15 protein-coding genes are annotated in these 17,693 nt (G+C 44.6%); 13 read left to right on the top strand and 2 right to left on the bottom strand.

Features of this window, described 5'->3' with window-relative positions:
* The first annotated feature begins 52 nt into the window (after nt 1–52).
* From MTF70_RS17025 to MTF70_RS17005, 5 genes are all read left to right on the top strand, one after another.
* Complete coding sequence (locus tag MTF70_RS17025; RefSeq protein WP_158156449.1) at nt 53–454, top strand: hypothetical protein; 402 nt, start codon at nt 53–55, stop codon at nt 452–454.
* Nucleotides 455–463: 9 nt separating this feature from the next.
* Entirely contained in the window at nt 464–4,507 is a 4,044-nt protein-coding gene (locus MTF70_RS17020) for a tail fiber domain-containing protein (RefSeq protein WP_248394122.1), read from the top strand.
* An 88-nt stretch (nt 4,508–4,595) separates the two neighbouring features.
* On the top strand, nt 4,596–4,991 hold the full coding sequence (locus MTF70_RS17015) for a hypothetical protein (RefSeq protein ID WP_140289627.1): 396 nt from the start codon (nt 4,596–4,598) through the stop codon (nt 4,989–4,991).
* Between the two features lie 91 nt (nt 4,992–5,082).
* On the top strand, nt 5,083–5,421 hold the full coding sequence (locus MTF70_RS17010; RefSeq protein WP_158156453.1) for a hypothetical protein: 339 nt from the start codon (nt 5,083–5,085) through the stop codon (nt 5,419–5,421).
* Nucleotides 5,421–5,654: a hypothetical protein gene (locus tag MTF70_RS17005; RefSeq protein WP_158156455.1), complete on the top strand. Its 234-nt coding sequence runs from the start codon at nt 5,421–5,423 to the stop codon at nt 5,652–5,654. Before MTF70_RS17010 ends, MTF70_RS17005 begins: the two co-directional genes overlap by 1 nt.
* Here MTF70_RS17005 and MTF70_RS17000 read toward each other — a convergent pair.
* Nucleotides 5,635–7,227 (bottom strand): recombinase family protein, encoded by a 1,593-nt coding sequence (locus MTF70_RS17000; protein ID WP_248394120.1) that lies wholly within the window; start codon nt 7,225–7,227, stop codon nt 5,635–5,637. The two genes, MTF70_RS17005 and MTF70_RS17000, sit on opposite strands and share 20 nt — an antisense overlap.
* 35 nt (nt 7,228–7,262) lie before the next feature.
* Here MTF70_RS17000 and MTF70_RS16995 point away from each other — a divergent pair, with 35 nt between their 5' ends.
* The gene (locus tag MTF70_RS16995) at nt 7,263–8,855 is read left to right on the top strand and encodes an ABC-F family ATPase (RefSeq protein ID WP_248394119.1); all 1,593 of its coding nucleotides are present in this window, start codon (nt 7,263–7,265) and stop codon (nt 8,853–8,855) included.
* 240 nt (nt 8,856–9,095) lie between these two features.
* Here MTF70_RS16995 and MTF70_RS16990 read toward each other — a convergent pair whose 3' ends face one another.
* Entirely contained in the window at nt 9,096–9,920 is an 825-nt protein-coding gene (locus MTF70_RS16990) for a formate dehydrogenase accessory sulfurtransferase FdhD (RefSeq protein WP_005377552.1), read from the bottom strand.
* Between the two features lie 323 nt (nt 9,921–10,243).
* Here MTF70_RS16990 and MTF70_RS16985 point away from each other — a divergent pair, with 323 nt between their 5' ends.
* The 7 genes from MTF70_RS16985 to fdh3B all read left to right on the top strand — a co-directional run bounded on the left by MTF70_RS16985 (nt 10,244) and on the right by fdh3B (nt 17,693).
* Nucleotides 10,244–10,708 (top strand): DUF3305 domain-containing protein, encoded by a 465-nt coding sequence (locus tag MTF70_RS16985; RefSeq protein WP_005389514.1) that lies wholly within the window; start codon nt 10,244–10,246, stop codon nt 10,706–10,708.
* On the top strand, nt 10,698–11,324 hold the full coding sequence (locus MTF70_RS16980) for a DUF3306 domain-containing protein (protein WP_025766652.1): 627 nt from the start codon (nt 10,698–10,700) through the stop codon (nt 11,322–11,324). The genes MTF70_RS16985 and MTF70_RS16980 overlap by 11 nt, the downstream gene beginning before the upstream one ends.
* A gap of 311 nt (nt 11,325–11,635) precedes the next feature.
* Nucleotides 11,636–13,297, top strand: coding sequence for a 4Fe-4S dicluster domain-containing protein (locus MTF70_RS16975; protein ID WP_025766651.1), 1,662 nt, complete (start codon nt 11,636–11,638; stop codon nt 13,295–13,297).
* A gap of 9 nt (nt 13,298–13,306) precedes the next feature.
* On the top strand, nt 13,307–13,933 hold the full coding sequence (locus tag MTF70_RS16970) for a molecular chaperone (protein ID WP_205460949.1): 627 nt from the start codon (nt 13,307–13,309) through the stop codon (nt 13,931–13,933).
* A gap of 73 nt (nt 13,934–14,006) precedes the next feature.
* Entirely contained in the window at nt 14,007–14,207 is a 201-nt protein-coding gene (locus tag MTF70_RS16965; RefSeq protein WP_005377542.1) for a twin-arginine translocation signal domain-containing protein, read from the top strand.
* Nucleotides 14,208–14,217: 10 nt separating this feature from the next.
* Complete coding sequence (locus tag MTF70_RS16960; protein WP_021033875.1) at nt 14,218–17,073, top strand: formate dehydrogenase subunit alpha; 2,856 nt, start codon at nt 14,218–14,220, stop codon at nt 17,071–17,073.
* Nucleotides 17,074–17,084: 11 nt separating this feature from the next.
* A complete protein-coding gene (fdh3B, locus tag MTF70_RS16955; protein ID WP_005377536.1) occupies nt 17,085–17,693 on the top strand; it encodes a formate dehydrogenase FDH3 subunit beta in 609 nt (202 codons plus the stop codon).

Raw genomic sequence — 17,693 nt, 5'->3', positions numbered from 1 at the left:
GGGAGTCTTTTTTGTTTCTTCTAAATAAACGTATCAGAGGAGAAACAAGCAAATGGCAAAGATTACTGAACATATCACCGAAACTCGTGGTGATACTATTTTTAGTCCAACGTGGTTCATTCTTGTCGAAGATTTACCGCCAAATGTAACTTATCAAGAAATCGTAACTGGTATTGCTAATGGCACATATACGCCAGTTGACCTAACAGCATACGAAATTAAAGGACAGGTTCGAGCAACACCACAAGGTACGGTCGTTCTTGACTTACCGCTAGTCGTTACAGACGGCTACAAGCTTTCATTCACGATCCCCGCTGAAATCACCGCAGCATTTACAAACGAAAATCAAAGCTACGGCTACGACATTCAGTTCAAAACAATTGCGGACGGCACAGTAAAAACTTGGATCGCTGGAAAACTAACAATAACAACTGATTACACATACACAGAATAAGGGGGCGACATGCCATCATTTGTCAGTGTGAAGTCTCCGAACTTCGGTTCAGTGGCTCAGATCAACAAAGAAGAAATTACAAACGTTTACAAGCTCGATAATGCTGATATTCAAAGTTACTACAACGAGCAATCGCGAGAATATCGCGACAAAGCACATCAATGGGCTGAAGAGTCAGAAAACGTTGAAGTTCAACCAAACGAATATTCAGCGAAGCATTACAGCTTGAAATCACGTCAAGCAGCGAATGATGCGTCATTTGCACAAACTAAAGCAGAACAAGCACAAGCATTGTCAGAAAGCGCAGAAGAAGCGGCAGCACTGAGTGAAGTTAATGCATCAACGAGTGAAGCCAATGCCAAATCTAGCGAAACAAGTGCAGCAGAATCTGCTTCAGCAGCGTCACTAAGTGAATCTAATTCAAAAGTTAGCGAACTTGCTGCTAAGGATAGTGAAAATGCTTCAGCCACTAGTGAAGCCAATGCTAAAGCTAGTGAGTCAGCAGCCGCTACAAGCGAAACAAATGCCAAAGCTAGTGAACTTGCTTCTAAGAACTCAGAAAGCGCAAGCCGTACGTCTGAACTAAATGCATCACAAAGTGCGACAGCAGCAGCTACAAGCGAAACAAATGCTAAAACAAGTGAACTTGCTGCAAAGTCATCTGCGACTAATGCCGATACGTCTGCATCTGAAGCGAGAGCTGATGCTATTAGAGCAGAAATCGCTGCGGACGCAGCCGCTAGTGCTTTATCACCTAAAGGGGATTGGGATGCCTCGACAGGTCTATTTCCATCGCCAACAATGTCACCAGAGCGTGCAGATTTTTATCAAATTTCTGTAGCGGGAACGATGAGTAACTCGAACGCAGCGCAGCCTGATATCTCAGTCGAAGTTGGTGATCAATTGTATTGGAATCTTGAGAAAGACATCTGGTACAAAATTGATAACACCGATTTGGTTCGCACAGTAGACGGAATGCAGGGTGATGTCGTAATCGACAAATATACAAAAGCAGAAGTCAATGCAATTGAATCGGGATTACAGAATCAAATTGACACAATCACCCCAACATCTATCGGTGCTTTACCTGTAAACGGTACTGCGAACAAAGCTGATAAATGGACTAATGCTCGCAAAATCACTCTAAACGGCGACGCGAGTGGTATGGTGTCGATTGATGGTAGTTCAGACGTTACTTTGAATGTCACTGTAGCGAATAATTCACACACTCATGATGACCGCTATTACACAGAAAATGAAGTAGATGCTATCGAGAGCGTATTGCAAAGCCAGATCGATAATCGTATTGATAAAGATGTTGGTTCACTATCTGAAGCTGAAGTAGATGCCTTATTTTCAGCAGGTAAGATCGAGATTGACCGTACTGACTCAAATATTTCAGGTATTGCAGGCACACGTTCACTGATCCACTTACCGAATGGTCAAGGTGGGTTTCAGTTAGCAGCTCGTAGTATTGGTTCAGAGATTCATGTGCGTTCTGCGAATGCAGGGGATGGGACTATTGGCCCATGGGAACGAATCTATACAACAGGGTATAAACCTACACCGTCTGATATTGGTGCTTTGCCTGACAGTGGTACGGCAGTAGCTGCTGATAAATGGTCAACACCTCGAACCATTACAGTAGATGGTGATGTAGATGGTTCAGTTACTATTGATGGTTCATCTAATGAAACAATTACTACAGAAGTAAACCCATACATCGTATGGAAGACTGCTCAGATGGACATCAATGATGATGTGCAACGTAGCGTGTACTTCATTCTTGCTGATTATGACTCCGGTGGTTTTATCGGTAAGATTATTAGCCATCGTCGTTCAGGCAATACGGCAGCATTTCAATTTGATGTCCATGCAGTTAAGCAAACGACAGCAGGTGATAATGGTTCATATTATGCTCGTGGTGAGATGACTCAGGGTAACTTTGATGTATCTATTGTTCGTGTAACACATGAAGGTGTTGAGAAGTTAGCATTGAAATTTGCTGATATTCCACCATTCCAAAAACCACAACGTGCTTCATTTTTTAATGCTGCACCTGATATGGGAACACATGAAGTAATCTGTGTCACAGATGATAAAATCACGAATGAACAGCCTGTAACTGTACTACATAACTCACAAGAGAAAGTGTGGGGTATTAAGAATACCTACTTTGATGGGGGCATTGTTGTAGATGACGGTGTTATTTCTAAAGAAATTAAACACCCTGACAATGCAGGCGAACATGGTGCTTACTTGTATTCATCAGGGTACACCTATCTAACGGCAAGTGATGCGGTGATCGAGTTACGTCCTAAAGGACTGACTAACTCATCAAGACGTTGGACTCTTGATAACAACGGTACAGTGATTCAGTACCACAATGGTGGTTCAGCATTTAAGTTCCGTGATGGCGTTAACTCTGGTGTTGGTACTTCTTCATTCATGGAATGGCAACATGCTGACGCTACTCGTCGTGGCTACTTAGGTTACGGTACAGCCGGTAACAACCATATGACTTGGGAAAATACAGAAGGTGGTAACTCTGTAATCCTTAAAGATAATGGGCGTATTACTTTAAATCCTGGTACTGATAACTCAGTAGATATGGAAAATGCTGCTCTGTACTATGGACGCAGTTACTGTAATTCTGCTGTTGGTGGTTCATGGGGACATGGGTCATATGCTGCTACCGCCCTGTTAAATACAAACTCAGGTTTGGCCTACAGTGTATTCAAGATGGGTGCTGATGGCCCTAAGATGCAAGCATTGGGTGAAGGTGGTAGTACTGTTCGTTTGTACCCAGAAGGCGGTAGTTCAAACTTTATAGCGTGGCAACCGCATAACATGACCCATTACTATACTGGTAATACTAGTATGAGTTGGGATATGCAGGCGCAAGCTAACAATGTAAACACATCTCTTAGGTTACGAGAATCTAATGGCGTACATGGTACTGAGTTTGGTTACGCAGGCGCATCTAGTACTAATGAGTTTTTTCTTAACATGCGTGAAAATAGCGTAGATAAACGTGCATTTAGTATCTATCGTGACCGTAGTCGTGCAATCTTCAATACTAACCGTTTGGATGTTGAATCTAGTGGTGCTGAGAAGATGCTGTTATACCGTTCAGATGGTGATGCTAACGTAAACATCCGTTACTCAAGCAACTTAGGTATTGATGTATGGGCTGGTAAAACTCTAAGTAGTTGGGCTGTTGGTGATGCTTCAGACCTATCTTCAGCAGGTAATCAATGGATGATTATTAGTGGTAGTGCCGCTACATTCCGTGTGCCTGTTGTTCTAGATGGTGGTTCGCCTACAGGTAGCCATGCTATTCGTCGTGACTGGGCTGAAGATAACCTATTACGACGTAGTGTACAGAGTGTTACTACACAAAACTGGAATACACTATATGGTTCAGGCCACTCATCAGTTAATAATGGTACTGGCTCTAATCGACCTTCTGCCCCGACAGTAGGAGACGCGTATCCTTATGGTTCGCTATTGGCTATGTCGCACACTAATACAAACAGTGGTGTTAAATCTCAGTTGTATTTCCCACATAACCAAGGCAACCCAGATACATCTTCAAGATTACCTGTTTATCGTTCAGGTTACACAGGCGATTACGGTAACTGGCGTACACTGTTGACATTACAGTATGCGGATACCCGATACACTCAGGTTTCTTCTGATGAACGTTTGAAGACTGACATCGAAGAAGTAAAAGGTGCATTGGACGTAGTGAACCAAATTGGTTCTTACTCATACATCAAAGAGAATGCTGAGATTACTCAGATTATCAAAGAAGATGGCGAGTATAATGGTTCAGAGGAACATCACCGTTTCGAGATGGGTTTCCTTGCTCAAGAAGTTGAGAAAGTATTACCTCACATTGTTAAAGATGATGTTCATGGTTATAAGGCTATTAAGTCTGATGACAATACGTTAATGGCTCTAGCTTACCAAGCTATCCGTGAAGTGAACCAAGAGAACCAAGAACTGAAAGAACGTCTAGCAGCTATCGAAGCTAAGTTAGAACTTTAATGACAAAGCTCCTTCGGGAGCTTTTTTGTTATTAATGATCGCGACCTTTTTTGTTTCTAAATAATAGATACAACTAAGAGGTTAAGATATGCATCACTATTCAATCAAGATGTGCCGCGGCGATACCTTTCAGAGTGATTATTTCAAAATCTACGACGATTCAATCCCTGATACGCTTTCCGTTCAAGAGTTAGACGAAGCGGTCGCTAATGGCACTTACAAAATCATCAATGTCTCAGACTTAACGATAACCGGCATGGCTCGTAGTGGCTATGACGGACTAAAGATATTCGACTTAGATATCATCAAAGAGTCAGACCGATTTTACTTCGAAATTACCCCGACAAAAACAACTCCACTCAACGGCGGCTCACAAACACTTGTATATGACATTCAAGTAAAAGACGCAGATGGAATTGTCACTACGCTGATCAACGGAACGATTACAGTAATGCCAGACGCAACTACTGAACACGTTTTATAAGGGGGCGATATGTATGTAGTACGAATTCCTAGAAAACGTTTGTCAGTTATCAGAACAAAACGGCCACGTCTAAGTGTGGTAAGGGGGAAAAATGTCATTTAAGACAGAATGGTTAGCTTGGCTAATCCCTCTCGCAGTTGGTTACGGGGTTTTGCAACAACAAGTTACTGAAGGGGCCGAAGTTCAGAAGAGGCTCGATGTCAAAGTCGAAGCAATAACGACAATACAACAAAACCAGCAAGTTGATTTAACTCGCATTAAATCAAACGTTGATCAACACGATAAAGAAATCGAGTCGATGCGTCCGATCTATATCGATTTGCAGAAAACGCTAGCGAGCTTAGATAAAACACTAGCTCGACAGCAAGTAAAGATGTCAACCATCGAAGATGACATCAAAGAAATCAAACAGGCAATAGTGAGAGACTAATGGCAATCAATCTTAAAGCGATAGCATCGGCAATGAACATCATCACACCGATTGCTAGTAAATTAAAAACTTGGATTTTTTCTGACGGGAAATTCAATCTGAAAAGGGCAGCAATCTTGCTATTGTCTGCATGTTTAATTGGCGGTTCGGTTCACTACATGGGATATGAGCAAACCGAACAAATCATCGAATTAGTTGATCAAGCGTCTGACATCATCGGTTACGCTGAGTGACAGGCTTTGACCATGACGAAGAATCGTAATCAGGATTGGGAATTGAATCATCATGCCCTTCAATTTCAGTCGATTCTGGTTCTTCGTAATCTTCATTATCAATAATCGGTGACAAATCAGTTGTACTATAAAAAGCATCGCCTGATGGAAGTACAGTCAACGTAATGACATAACCGTTATGTTGATAAAACTTAGCAAACAGCGTTTTCGTATGACGATTTTTCGCTTTCACTTCAACTTCAACTTTTTGAATTAACGAACGAGCAAGCAAGTTAAACGATTGAGGGTTGTCTCTATGTGAGTACAATTCATCGACAGTGACGGTCGCTGCTGGCTTAATCGTCGCTTTCAATTCGTTAATCTGACGTTCGACGATTTGTGATGTACTAATCAACGCAGTGATATCAGTTTGAGTCAATATAGCTTGCTGTAAGCTATCAAGCTTCGCTTCTAATGCTCGTAGTTGTGACTCTTTTTCGCGATTGTCACTGCTCAACGTCTTTTTAATCTTTAATCGTTTACATGCTGCGACTAGATACTTGTCCATGTCACGATAACCAACAGCGTCGCAGTAAATACCTTTACCTGCATTTGTACAACGATAAGCAACGTATTTTTCACCATTACGCATTTTAGATGTCTGGCGAGACATTGTTGCACCACATTTCGCACAACGAAGCAATCCCTTAAACGGGTTCAAGCCGCTATCTTTCGCAGTCGTCGCTTTCGACTTCGGGTTCATCAACATGAACTCTTCATACGTCAATAGAGCAGGGTAGTAGTTCTCTATCAAATCACTATTGATATACTTTCCGTCTTCGGTCTTCTCGGTAGTCTGCCATGCACCGTAAATCGCGGGATGCGTATATAGCTTTCTAAGAGAAGTCGGTGACCACTTAGCAGCACGTGGTGGCGGGACATTCTCATCGTTCAAATGTTGTGCCATTTTGTTTTCACCGAAACCTTGCTGACGTAGTTCAATGATTCGTTGAATTGTCGGTAGTTTGTCACTGAACACGTATTCTTGCTTTTTTTCATCGAACTTTAGCCAGAATGGGCATACTTTCTTAGTAACACGACCATCTAACCCGTCTTTCTTCTTCGCGATTTTTGAAGCTTTGATACGTTGAGATTTTTGCAATGACTCTTTGTATGCAAGATCAGCAGCAACTGCGACTCTAATGACAATGGACAAGTCATTTAATGAATCACGTTCAAGAAGCATGTTGTCACCTGCAACGTACAACAGCACGCCATGTTGAACTATTTGCGTTATGAGTTGCTGAGTAACAGAGATCCCTTGGCGCGATAAGCGGTCTAGTCGCTCGATAACGATATGTGAACCTTTCTCAATAGAACCGTCTTCAACCATGTCGAGCATCATCTGCAAACCATCACGTTCTTTTTGCTTGAATGCTGAAATACCCATATCGGAGAAAGAGCGATCTTGATATACTCCGCCAACTTTTTCTGAGTAATTGCGTGCGATTTCCAATTGTCTTCTTACGCTATCTCCAGATTCTTGGCGTGACGTGGAGAAGCGAATGTAACTGTAGACCTTCGTTTTATTCATGCTAAATCCCTCAAATTTAAGACATTATACTTGATATGCTATTTACCAACAATATTACTCAACAATTCGGCGCTAAGCCGCTATTCGAAAACATTTCAGTTAAGTTCGGCGAAGGCAATCGCTACGGCTTAATTGGAGCTAACGGTTGTGGTAAATCAACCTTTATGAAGATCCTCAGCGGCGAGCTTGAGCAAACCAGCGGTAACGTAAGCTACGATCCAAACGAGCGCGTTGCAAAACTGAACCAGGACCAGTTCGCTTACGAAGAATTTACTGTAATCGATACCGTTATCATGGGTCATAAAGAGCTATGGGAAGTGAAGAAAGAGCGTGACCGCATCTACTCACTTGCTGAAATGAGCGAAGAAGACGGCATGAAAGTGGCTGACCTAGAAGTTCAGTTCGCGGAAATGGACGGTTACATGGCAGAAGCGAAAGCGGGTGAGCTTCTTCTTGCTGTAGGTATTCCAATGGAACAACACTTCGGTCTAATGAGTGAAGTTGCACCGGGTTGGAAACTTCGTGTGCTTCTAGCTCAGGTTCTATTCGCAGACCCAGATGTGATGCTTCTTGACGAACCAACCAACAACTTGGATATGGACACTATCCGTTGGTTGGAAGACACGCTAAACGCACGTAACTGCACAATGATCATCATCTCGCACGACCGTCACTTCCTAAACTCAGTATGTACGCACATGGCTGATTTGGATTACGGTGAGCTACGTGTTTACCCAGGTAACTACGATGAGTACATGACTGCGGCTTCTCAAGCTCGCGAACGTCTACTAAACGACAACGCGAAGAAGAAAGCACAAATCGCTGAGCTACAAACGTTCGTTGCTCGTTTCTCTGCAAACGCATCGAAAGCAAAACAAGCGACATCTCGTGCGAAGCAAATCGACAAGATCAAACTGGATGAAGTTAAAGCGTCTAGCCGTCAAAACCCATTCATTCGTTTCGAACAGTCGAAAGAGCTGTTCCGTAACGCTCTGATTGTTGAAAACCTAAGCCAAGGATTCGAAGAGGACTTGTTCTCAGACTTCAATGCAATTTTTGAAGTGGGTGAGCGCGTTGCGATCATCGGTGAGAACGGTGTGGGTAAAACAACACTTCTAAACACGCTTGCTGGTGTGCTTGAACCGCGTGCGGGTGAGTACAAATGGTCTGAAAACTCAAACATCGGTTACTACGCGCAAGACCACGCGCATGACTTTGCAGAAGACATGAACCTAACGGATTGGATGGGTCAATGGCGTCAAGAAGGTGATGACGAGCAAGTCGTTCGTGGTTTCCTTGGTCGTATGCTGTTTGGTCAAGACGACATTAAGAAGTCAGTAAAAGTACTGTCTGGTGGTGAACAAGGTCGTATGCTGCTTGGTAAGTTAATGATGCACAAGCCAAACATGCTGCTAATGGACGAACCAACCAACCACATGGACATGGAATCAATTGAATCTTTGAACACGGCGCTTGAGCAATACAAAGGCACGTTGTTCTTCGTCTCTCACGACCGTGTATTCGTAGACTCACTAGCAACGCGTATTATCGAAATCCGCGATGGTAAAATCACAGACTTTAAAGGCACTTACTCTGAGTTCCTAAAATCTCGTGGTGTTGACGCGTAATTACTCGCAAAGCGTTTAAAAAGCAAAAGCCTCGCTATTTAGCGAGGCTTTTTTGATATTTGGCCTTAATCCTTAAACTGACCGGTTATATACGCATAGAGCCCGACCACGCCAAAGGTAATAATCATAGAAAGCATGATACCGCTGGGCGTAAGCAGAAAATTCCACAATTGGTCATTATTCATAGTCCACATCCTCTGTGAATCCGCATTATTGGTTTTAGTTTACACTGAAAAGGTGTTATTGGTTGCCTTTTACATCAAATTCAACCTTGTCGGCTCCTGTAAACACTTGGAAGCGCAAACCTTTCGCACGCGCAATGGTTGTAATACCAAATTGCTTCGCTAGATCTAACCCCATTTGAGTAACGCCAGAGCGAGAAAGCAGAACAGGAATGCCCATTTGAGCCACTTTAATCACCATCTCTGATGTAAGGCGACCAGTTGTGTAGAAAATTTTATCTTCACCTGTTTCTTCTTTGAGCCACATCTCACCTGCAAGTGTATCCACTGCGTTGTGACGGCCGACATCTTCCACAAATGACAACACCTCATTTCCTTTGCAAACCGCACAGCCGTGTACTGCGCCCGCTTTTTTGTAGGTGTCGTTGTAATGGGTTAACGCTTCCAGCGCAGAATAAATTTCTGACTGCTTAAGAGAAACTTGAGGCACTTGATAATTTTCAAGCTGCTTCATCACGTTGCCATACATAGTGCCTTGGCCACAACCTGAGGTGACGGTTTTCTTTTTCAGGGCGCCTTCTAAGTGTTCAGTGTTTTCTTTAGTAATCACCGCTGCGGAATGCGTTTCCCAGTCAATAATAACGGATTCGATCGCGGCTGGATCGGACAGGAAGCTTTGGTTTTTTAAATAACCGAGTACTAGTGCTTCTGGGCGCGAACCTAGCGTCATGAGCGTGACCACTTCTTTCCAGTTCAGCATGACCGTAAGAGGACGCTCGCAAGCGATTTGCTTCGTGAGCTTTTCGCCGTACTCGTCGTACACATCGACTTCAATGGTTTGCAGGGGATTTTCACTGGTTTTAATAATATTTGGTTTCAGCACAGTCGTGTCCTAGTGATTAAGAGCGTTAGGTTGCTACGCATTTTAGCTTGTTAAGTGGCTAGCAAATCTCATTCCAAAATAGCGGTTCCCACAGAAATTGCGAGGTTTTATGTCAACAATGCATTAAAACTGCGAGTTCGCAGTAATGACACATCAATACATTTGAGTTTCGTCTAGTTTGGTACTTATAGCCTGAGGGAGTACATAGACTAAGTTATATCAGCTTGGCGCGTTTATTGCTTCGAAGACAATAAAAATGGTCGAAAACGGGGGCAAAATGTCCTGTGTGTTTTCAGACCAAAAATAGAAAGACTGGGTGAGTTATGTCGGATAAGAAAGATTTCGAAAAAAATTACGAAAAGACTGAGGATACATGGCCAATCGGCGTAGAGCTTGTTGAGCATGAGATCAGTACAGGGATTTGGGTGACAACCCAATGGCAGTTGACAGGATTTGCGCTGAATCCGACGGAAGAGACTCCAGATGTTTGTCTGTTGCAATTACATAAAGACGAGCGTACAGACTACCGCTTTAACTTAAGCTCTCAGCAACCTAAACTCTTTTTAGTGATGGATAACGTCGAGTCTGGTGAAAAACCAGCGATACAGTTACTGACGGCTTCACAATCTGTTGCGGCGCAATATATGGATGGTGATAACCTTGTACTATCTAACGATATGCCGTTAGCCGTTCAGGCTTGGATGGAAGCCTTTATTGGTCGTCACGGTGAGTTGTTAGAAGTAAGACGCAAGAAACGCAAAGGAGCAGGCAGAGCAAATGGCAACTAGTTTTTTAAGCCGTTGGTCGAAACGTAAACTAGAAGAATCTTCCCAACATGCTGAAGAGATCACGCCGATAGCAGAGACGGAACAATCCGAAGATAGTGTCACAGCGCTTTCAAACGCTGACGAAAGCTTAGATACTTTGAACGTCAATGAGGATAGTCAGGCTCCAGACATTACCGCGAGTGTAGAGACTGAAAAAACTGAAGAAATGTCTGTGGCGCAACTGCTGGTTTCTGAAGCTTCAGAAAGCGTTAAGAAAGCTGCGCTGCGCAAAATGTTCTTGTCCGAAGAATTTAACGTGCGTGACGGCCTAGACGATTACGATGATGATTACAGTAACTTAAAGTCACTTTCTCAAGACGTCGCTGAGACGCTGCGTGATTGGGTTAAAGATAAAGTGGAAGACGAACCAGACGCTGAAACTGCGCAAGGGTCTGAGCTTAACGCTAACGATATCGCATCTGAGGTAGTTGAAGACGCAGAGTCAAACACCGACAAAAGTGGCCAAATTACTCAAGATGAAAATGAACTGTATATAAATACAGTATCTGGCGAAAGTGATACTTTTGCTGAAGAATCACAGCCTAACGAGGTGAGACAAAATATACCACATAAATAATAGGTACATTTTGACTAAACACTCAATGAGCCGGCTGAGACAAAATGTCTCAACCGGTTTTTTTATCCCTACTATTTGTCAGTAAAATTGATAACCTATTGATTTTCAGTTGATATTTTATTGGCATGACACTTGCTATTTGTTGCTCAATACCAATCTGGTTGAAGTTAGTACGGACGCACTGCGTAGTATTCATCGCCTATAGACGGCGGAATAAGAATTCTCATTGATAAGTTAATCAGCAGAATCTCCGGCGCTAACTACACTAAGAGATGGAAAAGACTATCCATGTTCATAAATGGAATTGAGCAATGCTGAAACAATTATTAGAACAAGCAACTTCCAATAACGGTAAAGCGAGGCTGTACGCTTTCGAAAATACCGTAGAGTTGACCAATCTTATTCCACCAACCGTAAGCTATGAAAGCGGCGGTAATACTTTGATTGTGGGCCCAACAGCAATCATCGAAAGTGCGGCAGCGCAATTGTCGCAAATGAACAGCCTAACGCTGCTTTCTACCGATGGCGAAAAGGGCACAAATCCCGAGCTTTATTACGCCAATTCGGTTCAGGTTTCAGGGTTCTTAGGTACGTTTGAAGTTCTGATTGAAAATCATGGTTTGACCAACAACCTTGCCAAGGTCGCGACCAATAGCGATTGTTTCGATATCGTACTCGATCTTTGCCTTAACAGCTGCATGTCGGAAGAAGTCCCAGTACCGGGCTACTACCCAGTAGGTCGTGGCTATCCGAAACTGGCTGAAGCGTTGGAAGAGATTCCAACCTTAATGGGGACGTTCGATAAACCGAAATTCTTCCGTTTAGATACCGATTTATGTGCACACAGCTCTCGTGGCGTAAAAGGTTGCGAACGGTGTGTGGATGCTTGTCCGGCAGGGGCACTATCGAGTGAAGGCAGCGACAAAACGGGCCATCGCATCGAGATCAACCCATACCTATGTCAAGGCGTGGGTACTTGTGTTACAGCGTGTCCGACAGAAGCGATTCATTACGCACTGCCAAACCCTGAAGATACGCAAAAGTTTATTGAACGTACGCTAGCTAACTATGAGCAAGCGGGTGGTTTAGATCCTATCGTATTGATTTGCAGTTCTCGCCACGAGAGCTACAACGTGATGGCACTAAAAGCACTGCCAGATAATGTGATTCCAATTGTGGTGGAAGAACTGCCTTCGGTTGGTATTGATACTTGGTTCGCCGCGCTTGTGAATGGTGCTACTCAGGTGCTGTTTGCGGCTTCACGTTTTATGCCTCAAACCATTATTCGTGTGCTTAATAGCGAAGTAGGTATTGCTCAAGAGCTGCTCGATCAGCTTGGTATAGCCAAAGAAACCATCGACATTCTGTATCTAGAGTCACTACGTGAAGGTGCTCCGACACTTTGTACCGAGTCTTTTGATTTGGCATTAGGAGACTTGCAAGGCAACAAACGTCAGCGTCTATTTACGGCGTTGGATGCGTTGTCCGCATCACGTATTCCAGTTGAGAACATTGTTGAACTTCCAGCGAACGCACCTTACGGCACAGTCTCTTGTGAAAGTAAAGATTGTACGTTGTGTATGAGCTGTGTGGCGGTGTGTCCAACACGTGCATTGCATACGGACGGTCGATCTCCGTCACTTAAATTCGTCGAGCAAGACTGCATTCAATGTGGGCTGTGCGAGAAAGCGTGTCCAGAGAAAGTGCTGACGCTTACTCCTCGTATGAACTGGGTGAAAGAAGAACGCCAGAAAGCGGTTGTGATTCATGAAGAAAAGGCAGCCGAGTGCATTCGTTGTCACAAGCCTTTTGCTCCGCAATCGATGATCGACATGCTACAAAACAAGTTACGCGGTCACTCTCACTTCTCTGATGAAGCGGCGATCAATCGTATCGCGATGTGTGAAGACTGCCGTGTGATCGACATGTTTGAGTCGATGGCAGAAGACCCAATGAAACAACTGAAATACTAGGAGCTCGCAGTGGACACACAACAAGAACAAACACTGAGAACAGACATTTATCTCGTTCTATCTGCACTTTTTCGTAGTGCGCCTAGTGATGAAATGCTGGCGTTCCTGAAATCGCTAGAAATTGAACCGTCTGAGAGCGCGATGCAAAAAGCTTGGCTCGCACTGCAACAAGCCGCGAACGAAGCGCAGCGAGAAGCGTTAGAAGAAGAATATCAAGATCTGTTTATTGGCATTGGACGTGGTGAAGTTGTGCCATTCGGATCTTGGCATCGCACTGGCTCGATGATGGAAAAACCGTTAGCGGAAATTCGTCGCGATTTGGATCTTTTAGGCATCGAACGAGAAGAGAACGTGAAAGAGCCTGAAGACCATATTTCTGCACTGTGCGAAGTGATGGCAATGCTGACAGGTGAAGAGGAAGAACTTCAACAAGCGGTGTTTAACAAACACATCGCCCCTTGGTTCCAATCTTTTACGCGCCAACTAGAGAGCGCAGAAAGCGTGAACTTCTACAAGCCAGCTGCACAGCTTTGCGATGCGTTTTTAACGTTAGAGCAAGTGCGCTTTAGCGTGAACACCAAAAGCAGTAAGAACAAATTAAAAATTGATATGAAAAACGTCACTGATTACGAGTAATCGAGCAGTACTTGGTCATATCGATAGAGAGGCATGAGTCTCCAAAGATCTACCGTAAGGTAAGGAAGCAATGATGAAAGATAATAAAGAAATAAACACAAGCCGTAGGGATCTCCTAAAAGGCTTCACAACCGCTGCCGTTGCCGGTGCTGTTGTTGCGGGAACCACGAAAGTGGCCGTTGCTTCAGAAACGGTTGAGCCTTCTGAAAATGACGTGAAGAAGAAAGGGTATCGTGAAACTCAACACATTCGCGATTACTACGACACACTTTAGGAGATAACGGATGAAACTTGTCAAACGCTCCGACAGTGTGAGCAAAGAAACGAATCAGCTTGGCGTATCTCGTCGTGCATTCATGAAAAACACTTCGCTTGCCGCTGGTGGCGCAGTGGTTGGTGCTAGTCTATTCGCACCGGGAATGATGAAAAAAGCGCAAGCAAAATCAGTCGATCCAGAAGCGAAAACAGAAATAAAACGTACTATCTGTTCTCACTGCTCAGTGGGTTGTGGTATTTACGCAGAAGTTCAAAATGGTGTTTGGACGGGTCAAGAGCCTGCATTCGACCACCCATTTAACGCCGGTGGTCACTGTGCAAAAGGCGCAGCACTGCGTGAACATGGCCACGGTGAGCGCCGTCTTAAATACCCAATGAAGCTTGAAAACGGTAAGTGGAAAAAGCTTTCTTGGGATCAAGCGATCGAAGAAATCGGTAACAAGGTGATGGACATCCGCAAAGAGTCCGGTCCTGATTCGGTTTACTTCTTGGGGAGCGCAAAGCACAGCAACGAACAAGCGTACTTGTTCCGAAAAATGGCATCACTTTGGGGTACGAACAACGTTGACCACCAAGCGCGTATTTGTCACTCAACAACCGTGGCTGGTGTAGCGAATACTTGGGGTTACGGTGCGATGACCAACTCTTTCAATGACATGCACAACTGTAAGTCGATGCTATTCATTGGTTCAAACCCAGCTGAAGCACACCCAGTAGCGATGCAGCACATTCTGATCGCAAAAGAGAAGAACAACTGTAAGATCGTCGTAGCGGATCCTCGTCGTACACGTACGGCAGCAAAATCGGATCACTATGTATCACTTCGTCCTGGTTCTGACGTAGCATTCATTTGGGGTGTGTTGTGGCACATCTTCGAAAACCAATGGGAAGATAAAGAGTTCATCCGTCAACGTGTATTCGGTATGGATGAGATCCGTGCTGAAGTGGCGAAATGGACGCCAGCAGAAGTTGAGCGCGTAACAGGCGTAAGCGAAGAAGACGTTTACCAAACAGCAAAACTGCTTTCTGAAAATCGCCCAGGCTGTATTGTTTGGTGTATGGGTGGTACTCAGCATACTACTGGTAACAACAACACACGTGCTTACTGTGTGCTTGAGCTAGCGCTTGGTAACATTGGTAAATCAGGCGGCGGCGCAAACATCTTCCGTGGTCACGATAACGTACAAGGCGCAACCGACCTTGGCGTACTTTCTGACACGCTACCGGGCTACTACGGCCTTTCTGAAGGCGCTTGGCGTCATTGGTCAAAAGTGTGGGAAATCGATTACGAATGGATCAAAGGTCGTTTCGATGACAACGCTTATAGCGGTCAGAAACCAATGCACAGTGCAGGTATTCCTGTATCTCGTTGGGTTGATGGTGTACTGGAAAACAAAGACAACATTCGTCAACGCGAAAACATCCGTGCAATGTTCTACTGGGGACACGCAGTGAACTCTCAAACACGTGGTGTTGAGATGAAAAAAGCGATGCAGAAGTTGGACATGATGGTGATTGTGGACCCTTACCCAACGGTTGCTGCGGTAATGAACGACCGTACCGACGGCGTTTACCTGCTTCCTGCAACAACACAGTTTGAAACACACGGCAGCGTTACCGCATCTAACCGTTCTCTACAATGGCGTGATCAGGTGATTGAACCTCTGTTTGAATCAAAACCAGACCACGAAATCATGTACCTGCTTTCGAAGAAACTGGGCTATTCCGATCTTCTGTTCAAAAACATCCGTGTTGAAAACAACCAGCCGGTGATTGAAGACCTAACGCGTGAATTCAACAAAGGCATGTGGACGATTGGTTACACAGGCCAAAGCCCAGAGCGTTTGAAAGCGCACCAACAAAACTGGCATACGTTCCACAAAACCACATTGGAAGCGGAAGGTGGCCCTGTCAACGGTGAAACCTACGGTCTACCTTGGCCATGTTGGGGTACACCGGAAATGAAACACCCAGGTACACACATTCTGTACGATACGTCTAAGACGGTTGCAGAAGGTGGCGGTAACTTCCGTACGCGCTTTGGTGTGGAATTTGAAGGCAAGAGCCTACTTGCTGAAGACAGCTATTCGAAGGGCTGTGAAATCAAAGACGGTTACCCAGAGTTCACTGACAAGTTGTTGAAACAACTTGGTTGGTGGGACGATCTAACTGCTGAAGAGAAAGTGGCAGCAGAGGGTAAAAACTGGAAGACTGACCTTTCTGGCGGTATTCAGCGTGTCGCGATCAAGCACGGTTGTATTCCATTTGGTAACGCGAAAGCGCGTGCGATTGTTTGGACGTTCCCAGACCGTGTGCCACTGCATCGTGAACCACTTTACACACCACGTCGTGACCTTGTAACGGATTACCCAACTTGGGAAGACAAAGATGCAATCTTCCGTGTTCCTACGTTGTATAAATCCATTCAAGAGCAAGACAAATCGGGCGAGTACCCAATCGTTCTGACTTCTGGCCGTCTGGTTGAATACGAAGGTGGTGGTGAAGAGACGCGTTCAAACCCTTGGCTTGCCGAGCTTCAACAAGAAATGTTTGTTGAAGTGAACCCGAAAGACGCGAACGATCTTGGCTTTAGAGATGGTGATGATGTTTGGGTTGAAGGTGCAGAGAAAGGACGAATCAAGGTGAAAGCGATGGTAACACGTCGTGTGAAACCTGGTTTGGCGTTCATTCCGTTCCACTTTGGCGGTAAGTTCGAAGGTGAAGACCTACGTCCTAAATACCCAGAAGGTACACAACCTTACGTTGTTGGCGAATCGGCTAACACGGCAACCACTTACGGTTACGACCCGGTTACCTTGATGCAGGAAACCAAAGTAACCCTATGTAACATTCGTAAAGCGTAAGGAGTCTGACAATGGCACGAATGAAATTTCTATGTGACACGAAACGCTGTATCGAGTGTAACGGCTGTGTTACTGCATGTAAGAACGAAAACGACGATGCGCTTGAATGGGGCATTCAACGTCGCCGCGTGGTAACACTAAACGACGGTGAAGCTGGTGAAAACTCTATCTCTGTTGCTTGTATGCACTGTACCGATGCGCCTTGTATGGCAGTTTGTCCAGCTGATTGTTTCGAACATACCGAAGACGGCATCGTTCTTCACAATAAAGATCTGTGTATCGGTTGTGGTTACTGTTTGTTTGCTTGTCCGTTTGGCGCACCTCAATTTCCTAAACAAGAGGCGTTTGGTGAACGTGGCAAAATGGATAAATGTACTTTCTGCGCGGGCGGCCCAGAAACAGAGCCTGGCTCTGAGGAAGAACGTCAAAAATACGGTGCGAACCGTATCGCAGAAGGCAAGTTACCGATGTGTGCATCGCTTTGTTCAACCAAAGCGCTGCTTGCGGGTGACGCAGAGAAAGTCTCTGACATTTTCCGTCAACGTGTGGTAGAACGCGGCGCGAAAAACGCAGGTTGGACAGACGGAAACGATCTTTCTTACGATGCGACGAAAAGCTAA

It is taken from the genome of Vibrio sp. 2CM40D (assembly GCF_023161825.1).
In the GTDB taxonomy this organism is placed as follows: domain Bacteria; phylum Pseudomonadota; class Gammaproteobacteria; order Enterobacterales; family Vibrionaceae; genus Vibrio; species Vibrio alginolyticus.
This window is presented reverse-complemented; position numbering and strand designations above follow the sequence as displayed.